The organism is Paenibacillus paridis, from assembly GCF_006345825.1.
Classification (GTDB): domain Bacteria; phylum Bacillota; class Bacilli; order Paenibacillales; family Paenibacillaceae; genus Pristimantibacillus; species Pristimantibacillus paridis.
The window spans coordinates 40,389-61,377 of record NZ_VCIX01000086.1 but is presented as its reverse complement, the minus strand read 5'-3'; the positions used below and the strand labels follow the sequence as shown (position 1 = coordinate 61,377).

Here is a 20,989-nt window from a genome sequence, read left to right as displayed (position 1 = left end):
TTCCTGTACCACTCTGCTCCAAATTATAGGCGTCTAGCTGGGCAGGTTAAATATGTCGTATTTGAAGCATGCGGCAAAAAAAGGCCAAACCCTTGATAATACTGGGTTTGACCGCTATACCAAAGCAAATTTGACACGCCTGCAGCAATGCGTTGTAAGCGCTTTTGTGTTGTTTTTGTACCTAGATTCAGCACTGCATATTATACATATTGCCGATCTGACGGCCTTGTGACATCCTGTTGGATAGATCAAGTTAGGACATGACCAACTTTCAGGAGGCCCATACCATGACATTGCCAAAATCGATTACAACTTTTCTAGAGGAAGCCGACAAGCGTCTGGCCCATCGTCCCAAGCTGCAGCAATTATTTCGTAATACGTTCCCTAACACGTTAGAAACAACAACCAAATTATTGGATGACGGTACGACGTTTGTCTTCACTGGAGACATCCCGGCCATGTGGCTGCGCGATTCTACCGAGCAGGTTCGCCATTACATTCCGTTTGCCAAAAATGACGAGCAGCTGCAGCGCATCATCGGCGGCCTGATCGCCAGACAAATCTTCTATATTAATATTGACCCGTACACCAATGCTTTTAATGAAACGGCCAATGACCGCCATTATCGCGACACCGACGACTGCCATTTGAATCCTTGGATGTGGGAGCGCAAATACGAGCTGGACTCGCTTTGTTTTCCTGTTCAGCTCCTATACTCCTATTGGAAGGAAGCGGGACAAACCGATATATTCACCCATGAATGTTACCAGGCCCTGACCTCCATCGTCGAAGTCATGATTACGGAGCAACATCATCAAGAGCGTTCCAATTACCATTTTATCAGGCAGACCAAGCAAGAAACCGAAACACTGCCAAACGATGGACGCGGCATGCCTGCTAACTACACGGGCATGACATGGTCTGGCTTTCGCCCAAGCGATGATGCCAATGTGTTTGGCTATAATATCCCTTCCAATATGTTCGCTGTCGTTGTGCTGGGCCATATTATTGAAATCGCAACCGAGATTTATAAGGATGAGCGCCTTGCAGAACGGGCTGACAAGCTCCGTAGAGAGATTGATTTCGGCATCCGCCATTACGGTATCGTGAATCATCCGGTTCACGGTCCTATCTATGCCTACGAAACAGATGGCTTCGGCAATTATTGCCTAATGGATGACGCGGGGACACCAGGGCTTATCTCCATCCCTTATATCGGTTATGTAGGCACGGACGATCCGATTTATCAGAATACGCGCCGCTTTGCCCTTAGCTTCGATAATCCGTTCTACTTTGAGGGCAAGCATGCCAAGGGCATTGGCAGCCCCCATACCCCTGGCGGCTATGTATGGCATATGGCACTCTCGATGCAGGCATTAACCTCGGATAATGACGCGGAGATCAAAGAGCTGATCCAAGTGCTGCTGGATACGGACGCCGATACGGGCTTCATGCATGAGGGTTTCCACCCGGATAATCCGGCAGACTTCTCCCGCGAATGGTTTGCCTGGTCCAACAGCTTGTTTGCGACCTTGATCGTCAAGGCGATGGACAGAAACATCATTTAATTCTCAAGAACAAGCATTGCTATACAAAATAAAGCTGCCGAGATTTTCTCGACAGCCTAAGCGCCTGAATCGTCATAAAGACGTCCCAGGCGCTTTTCTAATAAACCCTATTAACTACAATCAGTCCTTATAAATTTTCCTGTAGCTATCACGAAAGCGTACTCCGTCACCTTCCATCACGCTAATTACATAATCTCCGTATTCCTCGGAATAATTAAAATGGACATTGGAACCTGTATCTAAGAAGACGATCATCACGTCACGGCTCCTGCATATTTCAACGATTTGTATACCATTTCGCTGCGTAAAATCTTTAAAGCCCTCCCAAACATGGATGTCCGTTTCCTGCTTCGTTTCGTCCTTGTTTTTGCAATGGCTATCACCTAAAAACTTAATATTTTCGCCTATGAATTGCAGTTCCTCATCATAAAAGACCTCCAAAAGCCAAGCTTTAAAATGGAATCCCAATATAGTGCCCGTTATGCTGCTATGGCTTTCTTTGGTCGTGCAATTCATGAGCAAATCCTCGAATCGACATTCCTGATTACCCGGTACGTTAAAGAAGCCGCCATGTTTCAGATATTGGATGACCGTAAAGCCCATGCTCTCCATATCAAGGATGCACGGCTTCCCGTAAATGAAACTCATTTTTCTTCTGTTGCTATAGCGGCTGGTTATTTCATTTATGAGAAAATCATCATGAGTTTTCGAATAACGAAAAGCTAAACGCACTCCGTTGTTTAGTATAATTCTGATGCTGTTTTTGGTTTGCGTAAAAGTGACGATGATCAGACCTAGTTCCTCTGCATAGCCTTGGAAATGACTCCAAAAGTTGATTGCACAGCTTTTGACGATCCGTTCCTTGCTGCTTATCTGCTTAAGACGACTAAAATCGATATGCGATCCGTAATAGCCATTGTTCACATAGATAACGGTCAAGTCGCAATGCCGGAACTCGTACTCTATGGCGATGTCGTGTTCGCTTCTAAAACTAGCCTGACAATCTGCCAGAGAATCGCGAAGTGTTCGTTCGCGATTCTCTGGCAGTTCCATAAAACCGCCGAATTTCATAAAAGCGTTGAGCTTGCTAAAGCTGGTTAACTTCTTTGGAGTACTTATTTTCAACACCTCTATCCTGTTATGAACCTTATGTACGGCTATGCGTTATTTATTCGACGAGAATTTCAGCTCTGTCGCCCCGACGTCTTATGATAGAAAGAAGTAAGCTCCTCCGCTTCAATTCCGCGATACAAAATCTTTCTCTCGAAAGGTTGCCTACATGTATTATAACTCGGTTTTGCTTCATCGTTATACGAAAAAAGGTTGAATTCGTCCCATAAAATCAGGCGAATTCAACCTTTTACTTTTACAATTCAACTTCCTTGCTAAGCTGGGCTTGGGCTCGGCGGATCATTTCCCGAACCATGGAACCGCCAATTTTACCGCCAATATGGCCAGCTGATTCCGTCGTTAAATGACCATTGTCGCCAGGCTGTAGCGGTACGCCAAGCTCCTTGGCCACTTCATATTTCACGTCATCCGGACGATTAGGGTCGACAGTGTACCCTTCACGCCTCATGACATCCGCTTTGAAATTCCGCATCTCTTGTTCAATGCCCGGCACTGCATACCGTCGTCTTCTTGCCATTTTGATGCACTCCCTTGGCGCTTTTCCTCTAAGATGTGCTAAAGCTTGTTTTTTCATCCGCAGCTTTGGCGATTCTATTTCTTCCCAATCTGTTACAAACGTCGCTATTTCTTTATTTTCTTCATAATCGATAACAAAAAAGCGCTAACCCGAAGGTTAACACTTTCTTGATCATTGCATTTTTTTGTAAAAGCCTGTTAATTGATGAAATGAACGAATTGCATGAGTCTTCTCAGCATGACTGCGGCCTGCGCCCTTGTCGCATTCGCTGCAGGGTCAAACGTATCCTTTGTGATCCCCGTTATGAGGTTTGCTTTCACAGCTTTCGCGACAGACGCTTGTGACCAGCTGCCAATGAATGCTTTATCTTGGAAATTAGCCAAAAGCTCATTTTCTACACCTGAAACATCGATGCTCGCGCCTGCGGCTTCGGCAGCTCTCGCTGCCATAACGGCCATTTGTTCACGCGTAATGGGCTCGTTCGGCTTAAAGGTTCCGTCTGAGTAGCCGGCAATCAAGCCTGCTTGAACCGCTGCTCCAATGGCACCGGAATACCAGTTACCAGTTTTGACGTCTGTGAATGATACTAGAGCCGTCTCTACCGTTAGCCCTAGAGCACGTACCAGCATAGTCGCGAATTCTGCTCTTGTAATCGAACGTTCAGGAGCAAAGCTGCTCTCGCTCACCCCGCCAATGACCAGCTTGGAGGCGAGAAGCTCGATATCTGCTTTTGCCCAATGCTTGCTTACATCATTGAACGTTTTGGTTGAAGATAGAACGGTATAGATACTGTTGCCGTTCCGCTTGAAGGTAACTTTAGTCGTACCGTCTGCTTGTTCTTCAAATAAGGCAGGCACAAAAGAAAATTTCCCCGTTGTCCGATCGTAAAGTGCAACTGTCGTATGATCTGCGTCAACTGTAGTCGCCAATTGAACACTGCGTTCAACATAGGTTGATCCAAAGTTGTTCAGTTCAATGGTTTGTCCGTTGCCCGTTGCAGTAATCGAGAATTCAATTGCGCTTCCTAGCATCACTGCATGATCGCCAAGCTCGCCGCTTAAATCCATTTCAACCAGCGCTATGTTCACTTGGATGCTAATATTCGTTACTGTTGTGCCCAAGCTTTCGGCAATGGCAGCAAAATCAAGGATACTCAGTGGCAACGAATAAGTGCCATCGTTGGATTGAATTTCAATCATTGCATTTGCCGTCTTAGCCGCAGCATCCGCAAGAACCGATGACGGCAGCTTCACTGTAGTAGCTGTACCAGCAGGATTATTGACTAAAAGGCTAATCTTTGGCGCTTCGCCGTTATGGGTTGCCTCATTTTCCAATTGCTTGAATGCATCTGCAAGCTTCTCCGCATCTTGAGTCACAACAGTTGTGACATGGCCATCTGCACCTGTAGTTGTTGTTACAACGTTAGCGCTAGAATCTACCTGCACAGCTGCATGCGGCGCAGCAGTTGGCGTAACATCTGGTGTAGTGCTTGGTGCTGGACTTGGTGTTGATACCGGCGCTGGCGAAGCAGACGGCGTTGTTACTGGTGTTGGTGATGGCGTACTTGCCGCTGCCCGTGTCACCGTTACCGTGAAACTCCTTGTTGTCTTCTCATCCTGCGCTGTTATAACAACAGTAACCACATTTGAACCAACACTCAGGTTGACGGACTCGCTTGCCGCTAGTCCATTGACCAAGACCGTCGCTGTTTCATCTGCTACAGTCGGCAAGATCTTTATGCTGTTAACGTCATGGCCCACATTAGCTGTATAGCTTGCCGTCTCCGGTGCAAAGGTCTCATTCAGCTCTGTATCGCCGCTTAAGGCCAAGCCGCTCAAACTTGCATTAGATGACTGCGCACGCGTCACCACTACCGTATAGGTCTTTGTCGTCGTTTGGTCTTGCGCCGTTACGACAATCGTAATCTCATTGGTGCCAACATTCAACCTGACTGGCTCGCTTGCAGCCGATCCGTTCACTGTGATCGTTGCGGCTTCATCTGCTGAAGTTGGCACTACCGTTAAACTCGTCATTTCGTATCCCACATTGGACGTGTAATGATCAGTCTCCGCATCAAATGCCGAGTTTAGTGCTTGTCCGTTGCTTAAAGCCAAATCGCTTAAAGCTGCATTTGAGGAAGCGGGAGTAACCGTAACCGGCTTGCTTTGATCTGATTCCAAGCCGCTTGTATTTTTGGCGGATACTGTGAAGGCATTGCTGATGCCGTTAGGCAGCTCCAGCGCGGCAAACGAAGTGGTGTTCTTATCCACTACTCCCACTTCAATCCCATCGCGGTATATTTTATACTCGGCCAGATCGCTTTCTATATTTGCTGTCCATGAAATCACTGCTTGATGATCTCCGGGCGTCCCCGTTACTGCTGCTGGAGCAGCAGGCGCTTCAGGGTTAAGCGGAGTTTTAAAGATACTCTCACTCTTCTCGGACTCTATGTTCGAGCCATTCGCTGCCGATACTTGGAAGCTGTATTCCGCTCCATTGACAAGACCAGTCACTTGATAAAATGTATCCGTTATCGTCGCCAAGTTGCTCTTAGCCCCGTTAACGTACACAACATACCCTTGCAGATTCGCATCTGAGTTGGCATCCCATGTCAATTTCGCTGTTCCGGAAGCAACACCGACTTCAACGTTTATTCCTTTAACCGTAGAAGGAGCCACTGTATCATAAGGAACGATGTTTACCGTATTCGACATGGCAGATACAATGCCCGAATCATTTAACGCCTCTACTTGGAAGTTGTATACAATACCATTGGTTAAACCGTCGATGTCGTAGCTTTCTTCAAGAAGTGGCACTGTATTAAGCTTTTCACCGTTTTGGTAGACGTTATAGCCTTCAAGGTCATCCTCGGCATTAGCCGTCCACTTCAAAGCAATAGCCCTATCCTCTGGAGTTCCCGTTAAATCTGTAGGAGCAGCTGGCGCTACAGCATTAATTGGTGTCACGAAAACCCTTTCGCTTTTGGCAGACTCGTTGTTAGCCGAATCATAAGCGGTTACTTCGAAATTGTAGCTCACCAAATTCGATAAGCCTTCAACCGTATAGGTTGTCGTATCGCTACTTACGCTCGTCAAGTATTTGCCGTCTTTATAAATCCGATAGCCCGATAGGAAACCCTCATTGTCTGTAGATGCCGTCCACTCCAGATTTACTTTTCGCTTGCCCGGTACAGATGAAACAATCTCAGGTACCGAGGGAGAGATACGATCAATCTCATAAGCTTCAAAGCTAAAAATTTTCAGCGCCGTTTCAGGAGTTAACCCTGAGTTTGGTCCAAAGTTTATTCTGGTTACTCCACGCAGATTCACGTATTTGGTGAAGTCATTGGACCTAATATCCGAGTTCACCATCAAATCGTAATATTGATTATTTTCGTAGAAAATCCGAATGGCTACGCCCCAAAATTTATGATAATCATCGACAAGCACTCTAATTTTACCAATGTCTTTGGCACCATTCGTAAAAACAAAATTACAGTTGCCGTATAAATCATAAGCTCCTAGAGCGGTGGAATCATCCCCATCTGTCGCATACGTGGGATTGATGGTTGAACAATAAGAAGGCGACATGCCTTTCAGTAAATTTGGCTTTTGATAGACTAGATTTAGCTTAGTCGATTTGGCCGATGTCAATCCGGAAGTGTTTACCGCTTCCACTTCAAAGCCATAGGAAGTAGAGGCTGTTACGTCGCTAACTGAATAGCTTAGATCAACAATCGGCGACGCATTAATTTTTACTCCATTGTTGTAGATGTTATAGCCGGCAATATCATTTTCCGAGTTAGCTGCCCATCTGAGAAGAATAGCCCCTTCTTCAAACGTGCCCTCAATATTTGTAGGAGCGGCAGGCGCTGCTGTGTTGACAGGAGTTAATGAAACCGCTGTGCTCTTAGCTGACTCATTATTTGATGCGTCAAAAGCCGCTACCTGAAAATTATAGCTTTTCGTATTAGCTAACCCTGTCGCGGTATAATTCAACGTATTGTTGTCCACTTTCGCCAAGAGGCTGCCATCTTTATAGATGACATAGCCCGCCAATTCATTTTCGTTATCCGTAGATGCTGACCAGTTCAAGCTAACTTCGCCGTTGCCCGCTGCCGTCGTCGTAAACTCCGGTACAGTTGGCGGAACCAGATTCATTTCATAAACCTCGAACGTAAATAATTTGAACGGATCATCGGAGCTAACCACTTGCACCAACGGAATTTGGATCATCGTTACATTACTGATATTCCAAATATCCGTAGTCGTATTCTGCGTCAGGTAGCGGTCCGTGTAGGAGCCGTCCTGGTGCCACATACGAATCATTTTATAGTAGAGCTTGGAATAATCGTTAACGACGATTCGCACTTTCCCGATGTTGGTCGGCGAAGGGAACGTTAGCGAATACGAATTATAATAACCCGCTCCCATATCCGTTGAGGTTGTATCGTCACCGTCCGTCGCAAAATTGGCATTAGCCAAATAAGGAGCAGACGCATTTTGGATATAATTCACTAATAATCCTGACAATAAATCAGGCCTGTAGTACGGTGTAATCCGAATCGTATCCGATTCTGCCGAAACGAGTCCCGAAGTATTTACGGCTTCCACATAAAAGTCATAGGGAACTCCGTAGGTTTGGCTTTTAATGGAATAGCTTTCGCCAATGATTGGCATGGTATTCAGCTTCGCGCCATCTTGGTAAACGTTGTAGCCTGCCAAGTCATTCTCTGGATTAGCCTTCCATTTCAACGCGATGGATCCATTCTGAACGGTTCCCCTAAATTCAGACGGAGCAGTTGGCGCTACCTCATTCGTAGGCGTCAATGACACGGCTGCGCTTTTGGCAGACTCATTATTCACAGAATCATACGCGGATACCTCAAAATTGTAGCTGACCTTATTGGATAAGCCTGTTACCGTGTAGGTTGTCGTATTGCTGTTCACGCTCGTCAAGTATTGGCCGTCTTTGTAAATCTTATAGCCTGCTAGGAAACCTTCATTATCGGTAGATGCAGACCATGTGAAATCCGCTTTACCATTGCCCACAGCAGAAGACACAATAGCCGGCACGGAAGGCGGTACATCATCGATAGCGTAAGCTTCAAAGCTGAATAGCTTTAACGCCGTTTCAGGGGACAAACCTGAATTGGGACCAAAGTTTATTCTGGTTACCCCACGCAAATTCACATATTTGGTGAACTCGTTGGACCTAATATCCGTGTTCACCATCAAATCGTAATATTGATTATTTTCGTAGAAAATCCGAATGGCTACACCCCAGAATTTACGGTAGTCATCGACAAGCACTCTGATTTTGCCAATGTCTTTTGCACCATTCGTAAATATAAAATTACAATTGCCGTATAGATCATGGGCTCCTAAAGCGGTTGTATCATCTCCATCCGTTGCAAACGTTGGGTTTGCGGGCGAGCAATAGGAAGGAGAAATGCCCTTAAGCAAATCTTTTTTCTGATATACCAGTTGCCAAATAGCTGACTTCGCTGAAACAAGCCCCGAAGTATTAACCGCTTCTACTTCAAACCCGTAGGATACGCCTGCGATCACGTCACTGAAAGAATAGCTTGAGCCAACCACCAATGACGTATTTGCCTTTACGCCATCTCTATAGACGTTGTAGCCCGCAATATCATTCTCCGGATTAGCTGCCCATTGGAGAAGTAAAGCACCTTCTTCAGGTGTTCCCTTTACAGTAGTTGGGGTTGAAGGCACATCCGCATTGATAGGAGTCAACGCAACCGCTGTGCTCTTAGCTGACTCATTGTTCGAGACATCAAAAGCTGACACTTGAAAGGTATGGCTAACATTATTGGCTAAACCTGTTGCTGTGTAGCTCGTCGTATTGCCGTACACTTTCGCCAGGTAGCTGCCATCTTTGTAGATGGTATAGCCTGCCAATTCATTCTCATTGTCCTCTGATGCAGTCCAGTTCAGGCTAACTTCACCATTGCCCGCTGCCGTCATCGTAAACTCCGGTACCGTAGGGGGGACCAGGTTCATTTCATAAACCTCGAACGTGAATAATTTGAACGGATCATCGGAGCTAACCACCTGCACCAACGGAATTTGGATCATCGTTACATTACTGATATTCCAAATATCCGTATACGTATTCTGCGTCAGATTACGGTCCGTGTAGGAGCCGTCCGGGTGCCACATACGGATCATTTTATAGTAGAGCTTGGAATAATCGTTAACAACGATTCGCACTTTCCCGATATTGGTCGGAGAAGGAAACGTAAGCGAATACGAATTATAATTACCCGCGCCCATATCCGTTGAGGTCGTATCGTCCCCGTCCGTCGCGTAATTGACATTAGCCAAATAAGAAGCAGACAGATTCTGAATGTAATTGACCGATATTCCTGACAATAAGTCCGGCTTTCCATTCGCAACGGGCTCTGCCTTCGCTACGTAGGGATAAGGAAATAATGTGAGCAGTATTGCAAACAGCGTCAATCTAATTATAAAGCTTTGAAACCTTTTGTTTCTTGGTACAAGTACGTGACTACCTGGCATCGCATACACTCCTACATGTATAAATTACTATTTTTCATCATAGCTACAATAACTATATCAACTCTCAATGACAGCAAAATGACAAACTTCGACAAAAACTATGTTCAAAGACTTCACTTGGAGAGAGATAGATAGTTTTATAGTGAAATGATAAAAAATGCCAAGTGAGCATCCTTATGAAAAGGGAGGCTTACCTGGCATTAGAGTTATTGGTCTGTATGGAGTATTGCATTTACGTTCACAAAAAAAGAAGATGTTCCCGCGTGAATGCTTCTGCTGTTCATAACGTCAACTCACAAGCTTATAGCTGCCTCCATGCTAGATAAAGACTGAGCGCCGCCAATATGAAAAAGACCGTTGAAACGTTTTTATTCCGCCGCAGCTTGATTCCAAGAGCACAAAAAAAGATTGCGGCTGCACATTTAGCAATGCTTTGATCATAGCCATGGTACTATAAAAATCCCCCCGTGAATACAGATGATCTGTAATAGCCACGGGGGAATCTTAATGTAAGTTTGAGTTTGTTGTGGGTAACGGTTATAACTGAGACTAAAAAGTGCCTTATTAAGCTATTTTTACAATTTATATTTGCGACAATGAATAATTATAAATGAGATAAGTTACCGTTTTTGCAATTATAGGTGAGACAAAAAAATAATAATTATTTTATTGAAAAGGAGCCACTCTTGAGGCTGAATACCATGTATATATTGTCGACCAAAACCTTGATTCATAGTAACGGATTCGATAGGACTTATTATATTTTTTACTGTAAACATTATAGTAATTAGATCTAAGTAAATAACAATTACTTTTAGCGCGACTTACACAAACAAAGAAAATACGATGTTCTTCTGCAAGTTTTCGTTCGTTGCTTAGACTTGCAAAACTCGGGAATCGTTCTTCATCCATACCTAATAGTATTATTACCTCAAATTCAAGTCCCTTAGAGGAATGTCTTGTAGTAATTGTAATTTGATTTTGCGGTTTGCCAAGTCTACTAAACATACTGATGTTGTATCGGCTAAACTTACCAGCTATCGAAAGCTTATATAATTTCTCCAAGTTTGTAAGTTCATCAGGGTAAGCACTCGAATTCTTTAATAAGTTTCTGACATTTATTTTATTTAGAATGAATGCTATCCATGATCCCAGGCTATTTTTATGTCTCGTGCTGTCCGTTAATATATCATACAAAGCCCTTTTTTTCTCCATATCTAATATCTTTAGAGTCTTTAGACCATGAACACTCTGTATTTTTCTCCAGAAGCTATAAATATCTTCAAATGAAACAGCCGTTGGATCATGGACCCAAGTTGCGCATTGTTCCATCCAAACAACTATCTCTGATCTTTCAAAATCGTGTTTAGAAATATAATTTGGAATACTGCTCACATCACAAAGTCTGCTTAGTTCACTAGCTTCTTTGTTTGAAGCAACGATGACTGCTATTTCGTCTAGAGAAGTGCCTCTTTTAACACAGTCTGGTATCAGTGTGTTCAAAACATACTTATACTGATCATCCATGCCATCTTCACAGGTGATAAACGAAAACTCTGCCATTTCCCCAAAACGAGTGCCAGCAATATAATTTCTCTTTTCTGTAACATTCAAAGCAAGTTCAGAAGCATCGACGATATCTTGATTACTGCGATAATTTGTTTTAAGACTGACTTTATTCATGTTCGAAAAATTGAAAAGTTCGAGCAAATAGTCTGGAATACCCCCACTGAAACTATAGATTGATTGGTCAGGATCACCTACTGCAAATATCTTAATTGCAGTACTATCTATCAATGAAAGAATCATTTCATGAAGGGGTCTGCCTAAATCCTGATATTCATCTATTAAAATCCACGGGAATTTTGCTTCTAAGCATTTTCTAACAAAATCTTCTTCTTGAATTAATAACGTTGCATATTTAATAATAATCTCGAAATCCACAAAACCCAACTCAACCAATCTTTTCTCATACTCAGTTGCTACCCTTAATGCAAGATCATAACTAGGTATATTAACCGCTGTCTTTCCATTTAAATTTTGGTAACGTTCCTTATTCATTTCTAAAATGCTTACTTGTTCATATTCAATGCCTAAATCATCTAAGACGTTTTTGAATAGAGTACTCTTATTTTTAGAAGAGATTATGTTTAATGGCAACGGAATATTATATTTTGGATAAAGATGTCCAAATGGCACGATGATTTCAGAAATGCAAAATGAGTGAACTGTTCCTAAAAATACATTGTCCCTTTTTTTAAGACCAAGCTCTTTTAATCTAGAGCGAAATTCTTTTGCAGCCTCATTACTAAAGGTTACACAAGCTAACCCTCGAGGTGCTAAAATATCCTCATTTAACAACTTTACAATCTTCATTGTTAATACTGTTGTTTTACCACTACCCGGACCCGCAAGAACGGTAGTATTGCCTTTACTTAGCAAAGCAGTATACTGCTGTGGATCTTTTTTTATTCTAAGAAGCCTGCTTTCATACTTAGACATCAGTTCTGTTCATCTACTTTCTGATAGATGTAATTAATAGCATTACTTATATAACCCGGAACATGATGAACTGTACATTCAGTGGCCAACCTTTGAGCATAGCGTCCTTTTCCGATATTATTCCCCGAAGCCTCAATTTTACGTAAGCAATCCCAATAACTGCCCGATTCAAGCGATTTTTTAAAATTCTGTTTTTGCCTGCTGCCCCCTGAAGTCAGACAATTAAAGATATTGCTCAGAACTTCAAGAGCGCCTTTACTCTTTGCTGCTTTCTCCATAATATCTACCTCTAAAGTATACATACCATCAAAAAATCCGTTTTCATTAAAAACCTCATCGAGTTCGTTAAAGTCTGTAGGCAAGCAATCAGAATCAATTGCATCAATGATATTTAAATTTACGATAATCCGACTTATTATCTCTTGTCCATAATAACCAATTGATTCAGCCTCATCATGCAACATTCTATGAAATTTCTTTTCTTCACCTTCTACCTCATAATAATCTCCATCTGTTATGACAACGTATGGAATACCGAGTGAAATTAGAAATTTTACATACGGCTCAAAATTTGTCGAGTTTATATTACAAACAATGATACCTTTATAATCCAATGGCATTTCAAGTAATTCAGCAAACTGGGGAATTAAATACTCCTCGGCTATACCTTCAACCAAAACAACTCCCTTACCGAAGTAAATTTCTCCTCTTTTGGCATCGATATATCTGGCCAGGTCTTCAATATCATCAGGATCTAAAATCAAATTAACTGAGGAATTCACCTTAGTTCCTTTCGCTTTGGATCTATATAAATGAACAATCGATTCTATAGGTGCAACCGAAGTTATATGAGTTGAATGAGTTGTCATTAAAACAGATGCATCATTTCGCTGAAAGAGATCTTTATAGATAACTCTTTGAATTGAAGGATGTAAATGTGCTTCTGGCTCCTCAATAGCTAACAGTGTTATGCCTTCGTCTTTAGGATTATTAGAATCCAGAAACTCATATAATGAAATTATCAGTGATTCCTCTAAACTATTTTTCAGTTCCCAATGTCCCGAGATATTTTGTTCATAACAGTTCGTTAAAACTCCTGTTGAATCAACTGATTGTAGCTCTAAAAATTTATCATTCTTGAAGTATGGAATAATAGTTTTATCTTCAATAGCTAATAAGATTAAAGTCATGTATAAAATATTAGTAAGGCCTAGACTAGTCTCTGTGACGCTTCTTTCCCCTAACATAAGTTTTAAACTTTGAAGTATACGATTCGTTTTATACTCATTGGTGCTCATTTCTACACTTGAATCAGGTTGAAGTTCAACAAATTTTAAAAACCTATTGTTAATCCTCCGCTCAAGGTTTTTTAACTCCCCTAATTTGAGCACCTCATCATTCTGCTGTTTAATATTATTTGCTATCAATTCAAGATCACTTATATCGATATTGTAATCCTTTAATAAAGCTGTTAAAGGAGACTTCTTAGAATTTTTCATTTCACTTTCTACATCTCTAATAGGCTTAATGACCTTTAAATTTAAATATTTTCGATCACTATGACGAAATTCACTTTCTTCATTTTCCCCTTTGAAAATAATATAATCATATCGAAACCCGCCTTCTTCTTTAGGGATGGAATAATATCGATATGTTAGTCTCATTGTATCAGGATCGGTTTTTATAACTGCTCCGTTAAATTGACATAACAAGTTTTTGTTATGTTTAAACTCCTTTATTTCTATTGAAATTTCAATGATTTCTCCCTTTTCCATTGGTGCCTCTAAACCATTATTAAAATCAGTTACTTCTAAATATCGATCTTCTTCGTTTAATTGAGGATCAAGAATTAATTGAATTGCTCTTAAGAAATTACTTTTTCCAACGTTATTCTCCCCTATAATGACCTGTTTCTTACCTAGCTCAACATCTATATCGTGAAAATTCCGAAAATTCTTGATTCTTACTCTTGAGATAAAAGGTGTGGGCAATATTCTCTTCCTCTCTTAACCAATATTAATTTGGATTTAGTACTTCTTTAATTCTCCCTCTAATAGATCTAAACTAAGTGCAGGGCCCAATATTTCGACATAATTGCTCTTATTATAACAAATGCAATAAGCAAATATATACAGTTAAAATGGAAAAAGAAAACCACCTTGCGGTGGTCGGGTATGGAATATATTTAATCTTGCATCGCTTTTCTGTAAACTAGCTCATTCACCTTGTCGTGACACTCAAAGGCCAATTCGATCAGCCCCTGAAACTCTTCAACGGAATAGTTAAAGTCAGTATGAGGATTGTCCCAACACTGAATTACTTTCTTAACAGCTATTTCATACTGTGCCGCCGCTCTTTCCAAATCTATAATATCGTCTTGGACGAGTGGAAAAACTTTTTTGTATTGCTCAAGTCGATTATAAATACCTGCTTTCGCCCGTTCAACGTCCTGATTGGAGTTGACCTTACGAAAATACGAATTATCGTTGAAGAAATGCTTATCCGCATATTTACGCAATTCTCTACTGTATTGGTACTTCTCAATTATCTCCCATACATCAGATATTATTTTAGCCATATGAGTCACCTCTTCCCCGAACTTCAATGTACAGTGAAAGTCTCCCCTTCCAATCTGACCCTCAACCTGTATAGCAAGCTTACAGATCAACATAATTCTCTTTCTATTTGATTAAGAAAATATACGGTTTCATTGAATCCTTTGCACAGGCTATATTCAGTGATTACTTTGTTCTCTTTTCTCAAGCCATTTATTACATAATTATAATGAAAGATCTGTTCTTCAAGTTTACTTGCAAGTTCAAGAACTTCAGTTGTTTGCTTGCTGTTTTGTAACTTTACAACTAATGAACTTAGGCGATGTTAGATATTAATAATTTCAGAACGATTATAGGTTAATTTCATATTAGCCTATTAATATATCTGCCTTATTAATAGGCTCTCTTTAACATGCCACCAATGCATTAGATTATCAGTAAAAATGATATACATTGTTAGATCATTAAATCGTCTTCTAACTGACCTATGTAGAGGATCGACAAAATTAGGTTTTCTCGGACACTGGTGCCGGAAAGAGTTCTTGAAAAAGATCTTTGACAATCGAGATCTGTTCCTGATCATAAGTCAGTATTCCAATCTCATCAATTATATACTCGCTCCCTACACGGAAAGGCTCAAGATGAATTACAATCATATACTCGTTATTAATTATTATTCGTGTGCCCCGAATATCTGAAAGCTCTTTAAAACGCACTTCTTTTACATTCTTTTGTTTGATTTTCGATATAACAGTTCTCGACGAAGAACTATGACCAATATATATTTTGGTTTTTTGGGACAAAGATTCTATAAGAGTGAGTAAATTATATTCACTATTTTGCAAATCATAAAACTGATCTGTAATAATTACAAGTTCATAAGGTGTTATTATAGTAAGCGCTTTGAGTATTTCTTGATATTCCCGATACATCAACAATCTGTCCGTGTAGTAACGGCTACTAATTTGATCAAGTTGAATGTCTGTATTTGATAGAAGCAATGCTAACTCTTCTCGCTTATGCTGTAGGGCTGGCATAGAATATTTTTCTCCAGAGTACCAGTTAAACAAGTTGGAATCTTTATGCTTTTTATACATTAGAGTACTGTATACTCCATCAAAAGATTTCGGATGATCCCGTAATTGATCTTTTAGGCAGCTATAATGCAATTCATTTTTCACATCATCTTCATTTGCCAAGTAATAATTGAGTCTCTGTGTTTCATCTGAATAATATACATGTGCAAGGAGCTCTTCATAAACAACAATATAGTCTTCAATATTGATGACACGATACAATTCATCTTCTCCCACAGTGTCATCGCTCATCGATTTACTTCTATCCTCACCGATTCTTACATTATAAAGTTCCCTGATCTCTTGCTCATGGTTGACAAGAAAATTACCTAAAAGATCTATCTTGTTATTAAGATAAACCTCACACTTTGCCCTTTCTCTATACTTAAAAAAATATTCACTCTCTTCTTTAATAATTTCACCTGTAAGCATGTTCACATGCACATTTTCCATAAAATCCGGTTCAATCCGAATCGATTTTAGTTCCGTGAGAAGCTTTCTTCCTACATCCGATAACGCTAGTTTTCTACCTAGGTGCGTAATATAATCAGATTCGCCAAGTTCCAAAAGTATATTGTCAAAATAATCCTGATCTATACCTAAAATCTCTCGGATCTGATCGTAGCTATTCCATTTTTCCTCTATTAAACGTAGAACAGCTTCATGTGCCAGAGGCACATGATACTCCCTTCGTGTAGTGATATTCAACTTCATCCGTACAAAAGGTAAACCAATCGTAATTGACTTAATGAAACGGTTCCCCTCTAATTGAGGCGGTATTTTTGCCCTCAAGTCTAATATATGATCATTTTCTCGCATGTGCCTGCTCCTTATAATCGATGATTTCACATCCCGCAGCTTGAGAGATATATCGAATAATATCGGGAAGTCTATTGGTGGGTTCTGTATTATTCATAAAGTGATCTTTGTCGCCTACAATAACAAGCAGTTTTCTTGCTCTTGATAAAGCAACGTTAATTCTATTTTCAGATTTCTGGAATCCAATATCTCTGAATGTGTTACTCCGGACGGTACTATAGATGACAATATCTTTATCCTTCCCTTGATATGAATCTACTGTATTGACTTCTATATTCCTGATATTTTTAAATCCCGTTCTGTTAACAAAATCCTTGATAATTGTTTTTTGCAAATTGTATCCCGTAATTACTGCTATTTCATATCCTTGAGTACACTCTTCTCTATCAAGATCCAAGAGCATCTTTTTTATTATTTGAATTTCCTTGTGGTTTTTAAATGCTTTATTTTTGGAATTATAGGTTTCTCTGCGATTGTAAAGCTTGCTTGTACTAACCCATATCAGTTGTTTTTCCTTGAATAAGTTCAATGAATGCAAACGTTCAGAATCATCAATTCCCGTTTGAATTTCGTTGCCATAAAAAACTTTACTTATCATATTACCAATTATTCGATGCATTCTATATTGAGTAGTCAAGCGGATTCGATTCGTATCAGGGAAATTATCGTATAAATGCTTAAACATTCCTTTCTCAAAGTCTTCCCTTTTACCTAAGGTACTTCGCTTAATTGCTTCGATGTTTAAAACAGGGGGCAACTGTTTATGATCACCTACTAATATCAATCGACTTCCTTTTAATAGCGGTATTAATAGTTCTGGCACACTCGCTTTAGCACCTTCATCCACGATAACATAGTCAAATCTCATATTTTTTGTAGATGGATTGGAATTAAACCCTGTGCAAGTACCTGCTACAATAGTTGCGTTTTCTATTAATCGTGCTTCTGAATCTTTTGCCAGTCCCAATCTAGTTATCCAATCATTCTGAATCATTGCAGTTCTTAAAATACGTGCTTTTTCGAGGTCACTATTATACATTGCTTCAATTTGTTGAACAATCAAGAGTTCTTCATCAGTTTTTTGCAACTTTGACTTCAAATCAACATACTTAACTAATTCAAACAAATCAATTCCATAGTGCTCTGCAAGTTGTCTCATTTTTTGGGTAGATGCTTCTTTGGTTTCTCTTTCCCAAACATTCCTGGCATTATTGACACTATATTGATCCCGAATTGCTGGTAAGATGTTTTCGTCTGCACCGATGCGGATGATTTTTGTGTTAAGATTTTGTGGGAAATGTAGTCCTTCTATCACATTATCCACTGCGGTATGCGACTGAGAAACAATTAAGGTTTTATATTTTTCTTGTGAAATATTTAAAGCATTACGGCTCAATATTTGATTTACAACTTCTCTGATCACTGTTGTCTTACCAGTTCCCGGTGGTCCTTGAATAAGAGCAATTGAAGATGTATTTAGAGCTACTTTTACAGCTTCTTTCTGGTTAGAATCTATTCTTTGGTTAAAAAACTCAATTGAATTAAAACTATCCAGAGACTTAGGTGTTTCAAAACCAAGAATAATATCCTTTAAATTCTCATTACATAACGCTTCATCGTTACTTAAAGCACGAATGGCTCTTTTTTGTTTATCAATTAATCCAAACTTAATACGATAATCTTCCACAAGAATACCTTTTTGAGGAAGATTTTGTACTCGGTTTGTTACTTTCACGATTAAGTAAATCTTTTCATCATAAAATACAACTTCTTTAAACTTTCCGATAACTACGGGTTTTGACCTTTTGCCCCTTTCGGGTTCCATAAAATCCGGATCATAAACAATAGTCGTTTCATTGGTAAAACCTAAATCCTCAACATTAGAATCCATCAATTCGAACTCCATAGTTTTATCTGAATGACTATAATTAAAATCTGTGTACTCCACGCTTTCAGCAGCCGAAATAATTAATTCCTTCTCTTTATCAAGATAATCGGACCAGAGTCCAAAAAAACGTTCAAATTCGGTCTGCTTGCTTTCATCAGATTGATAATCCATCCTATGATCAACTAACTCATTAACAATCTCATATGTTTTAAATTGTTCCTTCTGTTGATATCCCATGGAATGAAAGAAGACAGGTTTCCCGTTTATTCGTAAATACTTTTTCTGAGTAGCGTTTCTATATTTAGGTTGAATGTACTTAAGCGCACTAATAATAAAGCGTTCGTCCTCATCTTTATAAATACATTCTAGGAGGTAACCGTGAGGGCAATAAAAGGATACGGTCTCCCCATTTTGCAGCGTTGCAGTTTCCAGCTTTGAGTCTATAAAGCCATAGACTTCTTGTCCGAACCATTTATCTAGATAATTACATATAAATTGATGAATATTTATGTTAGCAGGTACATATTTTTGACGTTTCGCCTTGCTAAGTAACTCTAAGGGAAAACCAATCGCAAAGCTTGATTCAGATAATAGCTCGACCATTATCATATTTAAGTCTCTTTTAAAGTCAGTAATTGTTTCATATCGTTTTTTCAAGTCAGGTTCTACTGCCTTTAGTAGCAATCGTTTAAGACGCGGAGTGACGTCCGAGTTTTGTTCAATAGAACCCATCAAGTATTCTGGAAGATCTGGTTCTTTCCCCGTTAATAGAAAGTAAATTGTTGCACCAACAGAGTAGATGTCACTTTGATACGAAGCATTTTCAGGATGGTATCCCACTTCAGGAGCAGAATAGGAATTAGATCCATATTTATAGATGGTATCTCCTGTAATCATTCCTTTAATTTTTGATAGCCCGAAATCGATTAATTTAAGCTGTTTATAATCAATAATCATTATATTTGAAGGCTTAATATCTCGATGTATAATAGATTGACTATGAGCTGCCTCTACTGCATCCACTAATTGAATAATGATTTTCACTTTGTCACTAGGTTCAATTAGTGATCGATTTATAGTTAAAAGCTCTTCACCAGGGATATGTTCCAAATAAATCTTTCCAGAAACTTTACCCTCGAGCGGAGGCGTTATTTCATATTCATCCATTTTAACGATGTTTTTATGATTCAACCTTCTAAGGGCGCTTACTTCTCTTTCGAAGAAAATCTTAGCATAATGATCTAAATTCTTTACTTCTTTAATAACAAAATAGCGCTCTCTAATCTTGTCGAAATACTTAGAGATAATTGAAATTTGTGTTTCAGCAATTTTCTCCATGAACCTTGTATTTGACGACATATCTCGACCTCATTCTTTTTTAAGTTTCTTCATATTATATCATAATTTTACCAGGAACATAGTCGCATAGTGGTGCACATCGTGTTAGTGTTAAGAGTATATTGGGTCTCGAGTCTAGTCCCAATATATTATATTTTCAAAGTTGAGGCTGCGAGGCTTAAAATGGGATGAGAAAATCATTGCAAATAACGGTTATATGAGTCTGACAATAAATTTATGTAATTTCACTTATGCCCCCCTCGGTGGGAAGCTATCCGCCAGAGCTTTTACTATATGAACCCAAATGATCAACCTAGATCTGAAATTAATTTATTTATACTCTTTGCTTCTTTTCTTTTATCTTCAGTGGTCCATGCTACAGTGTGATTCACTTTTTTCAGTAGTTCGATGATTTTTTCAATATCATTTGAGCTGCCTTCAGTATACAAATATAGTTTCCTTAACGTTTTATCTCTTGGTGTTTGTCCTTGAGGTACTCTCTTTGTTCCAATTAATACTGATTTATTAGGTTCATCAACAGGATTAATTGTATTCATGATTGTTTTATTCTCTCTCATTTGTGTTAATTTCTCTTCAGGGCTAATTGATTTTGGCATCATATTATTCATTTGATTAATTAATCTACTAAAATCAAATTCAATACTCCCTTGTCCTAATTTTAGTTCTTCTATAATAAGTCTTATTTGATCAGGTTTTAAATAAACCTTAAAATCCCCCTTTCTATGGTTACCGTAGAGTTTAATTTGTACAATTTGATTTATATTTCGTAAATATACAAATAATAAGTCTAATGATTCAACATCTTCTTCAGATAAAAACATCATAAATAAAAATCTACCTTTATTAATTTCTAATTCAAACAATAAAGTCTTATCGAACGAATCAACTGCATTATTATAAATATCTTTTAGTCCCGTGAAGTTAAATTCAAAGTTCATTATTATTTATTCCTTTCTACTAATTTCATAGGGTGTCAGCAACCTAATCTACTGATCCTTGCTTAAAAGCTTCAACCCAAGAAATAGCAGCCAA

At 39.5% G+C, this 20,989-nt stretch carries 10 protein-coding genes; 1 reads left to right on the top strand and 9 read right to left on the bottom strand.

The features are described from left to right. Positions 1 to 287: 287 nt before the first annotated feature. Entirely contained in the window at positions 288 to 1,568 is a 1,281-nt protein-coding gene (locus tag FJQ58_RS15180) for a glycoside hydrolase family 125 protein (RefSeq protein WP_139994849.1), read from the top strand. Between the two features lie 120 nt (positions 1,569 to 1,688). Here FJQ58_RS15180 and FJQ58_RS15175 read toward each other — a convergent pair whose 3' ends face one another. From FJQ58_RS15175 to FJQ58_RS15135, 9 genes are all read right to left on the bottom strand, one after another. Further along, positions 1,689 to 2,693: a hypothetical protein gene (locus tag FJQ58_RS15175; protein ID WP_139994847.1), complete on the bottom strand. Its 1,005-nt coding sequence runs from the start codon at positions 2,691 to 2,693 to the stop codon at positions 1,689 to 1,691. A 241-nt stretch (positions 2,694 to 2,934) separates the two neighbouring features. Further along, positions 2,935 to 3,216 carry an alpha/beta-type small acid-soluble spore protein gene (locus tag FJQ58_RS15170; protein WP_139994845.1) on the bottom strand — a complete coding sequence of 94 codons (282 nt, stop codon included), beginning with the start codon at positions 3,214 to 3,216 and terminating at the stop codon, positions 2,935 to 2,937. 197 nt (positions 3,217 to 3,413) lie between these two features. Then, complete coding sequence (locus FJQ58_RS15165) at positions 3,414 to 9,758, bottom strand: fibronectin type III domain-containing protein (RefSeq protein WP_139994843.1); 6,345 nt, start codon at positions 9,756 to 9,758, stop codon at positions 3,414 to 3,416. A gap of 666 nt (positions 9,759 to 10,424) precedes the next feature. Continuing rightward, positions 10,425 to 12,260 (bottom strand): ATP-dependent helicase, encoded by a 1,836-nt coding sequence (locus tag FJQ58_RS15160; protein WP_139994841.1) that lies wholly within the window; start codon positions 12,258 to 12,260, stop codon positions 10,425 to 10,427. Continuing rightward, positions 12,260 to 14,251: an ATP-dependent nuclease gene (locus tag FJQ58_RS15155; RefSeq protein WP_139994839.1), complete on the bottom strand. Its 1,992-nt coding sequence runs from the start codon at positions 14,249 to 14,251 to the stop codon at positions 12,260 to 12,262. The genes FJQ58_RS15160 and FJQ58_RS15155 overlap by 1 nt, the downstream gene beginning before the upstream one ends. A 194-nt stretch (positions 14,252 to 14,445) precedes the next feature. Then, positions 14,446 to 14,838, bottom strand: a complete 393-nt coding sequence (locus tag FJQ58_RS15150) for a hypothetical protein (protein WP_139994837.1) — start codon at positions 14,836 to 14,838, stop codon at positions 14,446 to 14,448. A 483-nt stretch (positions 14,839 to 15,321) separates the two neighbouring features. Further along, complete coding sequence (locus FJQ58_RS15145; protein WP_139994835.1) at positions 15,322 to 16,710, bottom strand: hypothetical protein; 1,389 nt, start codon at positions 16,708 to 16,710, stop codon at positions 15,322 to 15,324. Further along, positions 16,697 to 19,957 (bottom strand): serine/threonine-protein kinase, encoded by a 3,261-nt coding sequence (locus FJQ58_RS15140; protein ID WP_139994833.1) that lies wholly within the window; start codon positions 19,955 to 19,957, stop codon positions 16,697 to 16,699. The genes FJQ58_RS15145 and FJQ58_RS15140 overlap by 14 nt, the downstream gene beginning before the upstream one ends. Positions 19,958 to 20,244: 287 nt before the next feature. Beyond that, positions 20,245 to 20,895 carry a hypothetical protein gene (locus tag FJQ58_RS15135; protein WP_139994831.1) on the bottom strand — a complete coding sequence of 217 codons (651 nt, stop codon included), beginning with the start codon at positions 20,893 to 20,895 and terminating at the stop codon, positions 20,245 to 20,247. Positions 20,896 to 20,989: the final 94 nt, after the last annotated feature.